This window comes from Gemmatimonadota bacterium, assembly GCA_026706345.1.
Taxonomy (GTDB): Bacteria; JAAXHH01; JAAXHH01; order JAAXHH01; family JAAXHH01; genus JAAXHH01.
The window spans coordinates 1955-3164 of the sequence record JAPOYX010000101.1 but is presented as its reverse complement, the minus strand read 5'-3'; the positions used below and the strand labels follow the sequence as shown (position 1 = coordinate 3164).

Here is a 1210-nt window from a genome sequence, read left to right as displayed (position 1 = left end):
GGACGGCCTGGGAGACTGGGTCCATGACAAACATGGACATGCTTTTGGCCGCGACCAGAATGTTCTGGTTGCCCTCCGTTATGGCGTGGGCGTTTTCCGCACGGAAGTGCAGTTCCATATCGCTCTCCCCTCACATGCTCTGTAGCATGCTATTCAATCGGTGGAAAGATAAACTTGGCCGGCATCACCAGCAGGTGGGCGCGCGCCCCCATAGGCCGTTTCGCACCCTCGGGCGTATACCAGGCTTCCACCCAGACATCGCCTACGTTGCCTTCCATCAGGTGGCGTTTGGGATTCGGCCCATCCTCGTTGGGGTGAAACAGGCCGGTCTGATCGACCGCGCCGACATACTGAATATCGTCGTCGTTCGGGCGTTTCACATATTCTTCCAGATTCCATTTGACCGGGCCGATCCGTCCCAGCTTGACATCGTCGTCCGTACCCTTGGCATTATCCGGACCGTTGGCGTAGCCGACCACTTCGTACTGCTGAAAAATTTTCGGCGTCCGAATGCCGCCAGGCCGGGCGAAGCCCCGTTCCGGCGTGATGCGGCTGTAACCGACCGCCTCGTAGACCGCGACCTGCCCCGTTCCCGCCACACCTTGAATGGAGACCGTGCGCGGCCCTTCTGCCACGCCGGCCTTGGCAAAGACTTCCGCCACAATCGTCTGGTTGCCATCGAGCCGCAGGGACAACACCCCCACACCTTCGCCAAAAGAAAATTTATCCGCCGACAGCGTATCCCCGGAGAAGCCCATCCCGAAAATGTTTACTGTCTGGGGGGAGCCGGTTTGGATCATGGCCGGACTGACCGTCAGCAGCAGTCACTGGCCCTGGCTGCGATACCAGGTTTCATCCATGCCCAGGTCGCCGAGGTTGGTCAGCAAGCGCCGGCCGGTCAGGGTGTTGCCATCTTCAGACGCAAAAAGGATTTCGCGCTGCCGCATCTCCCGACCGGCCGGGCCGCTCTCCTTGGCTTGGGCAACGCCGCGCCATTGGAAGCCGGTGTATATCGTCCCGGTCGTGGAGCCCTCCATCCGAGAGCCGTCGGCAAATGTATAGGAAAACGTGCCGGTGTATTGATCGTCCTCCCCGGCGGTCAGCGTGAGTTGTCCGGTGTAATCCCCACCGCGTCCGGGATCGTGACCAACCACCAGCCAGGTTCCGGCATAGCTCGGCTTTTTGGCCGCCTGCCAGGCCGTCCAGGCTT

2 protein-coding genes are annotated in these 1210 nt (G+C 60.9%); both read right to left on the bottom strand.

The window, feature by feature from the left end; translation table 11 throughout:
• Window positions 1–149: 149 nt before the first annotated feature.
• Entirely contained in the window at window positions 150–818 is a 669-nt protein-coding gene (locus tag OXG98_07420; protein MCY3771832.1) for a hypothetical protein, read from the bottom strand.
• A gap of 6 nt (window positions 819–824) precedes the next feature.
• The coding region (locus OXG98_07415) for a hypothetical protein (GenBank protein ID MCY3771831.1) at window positions 825–1210 on the bottom strand (386 nt) is incomplete at its 5' end.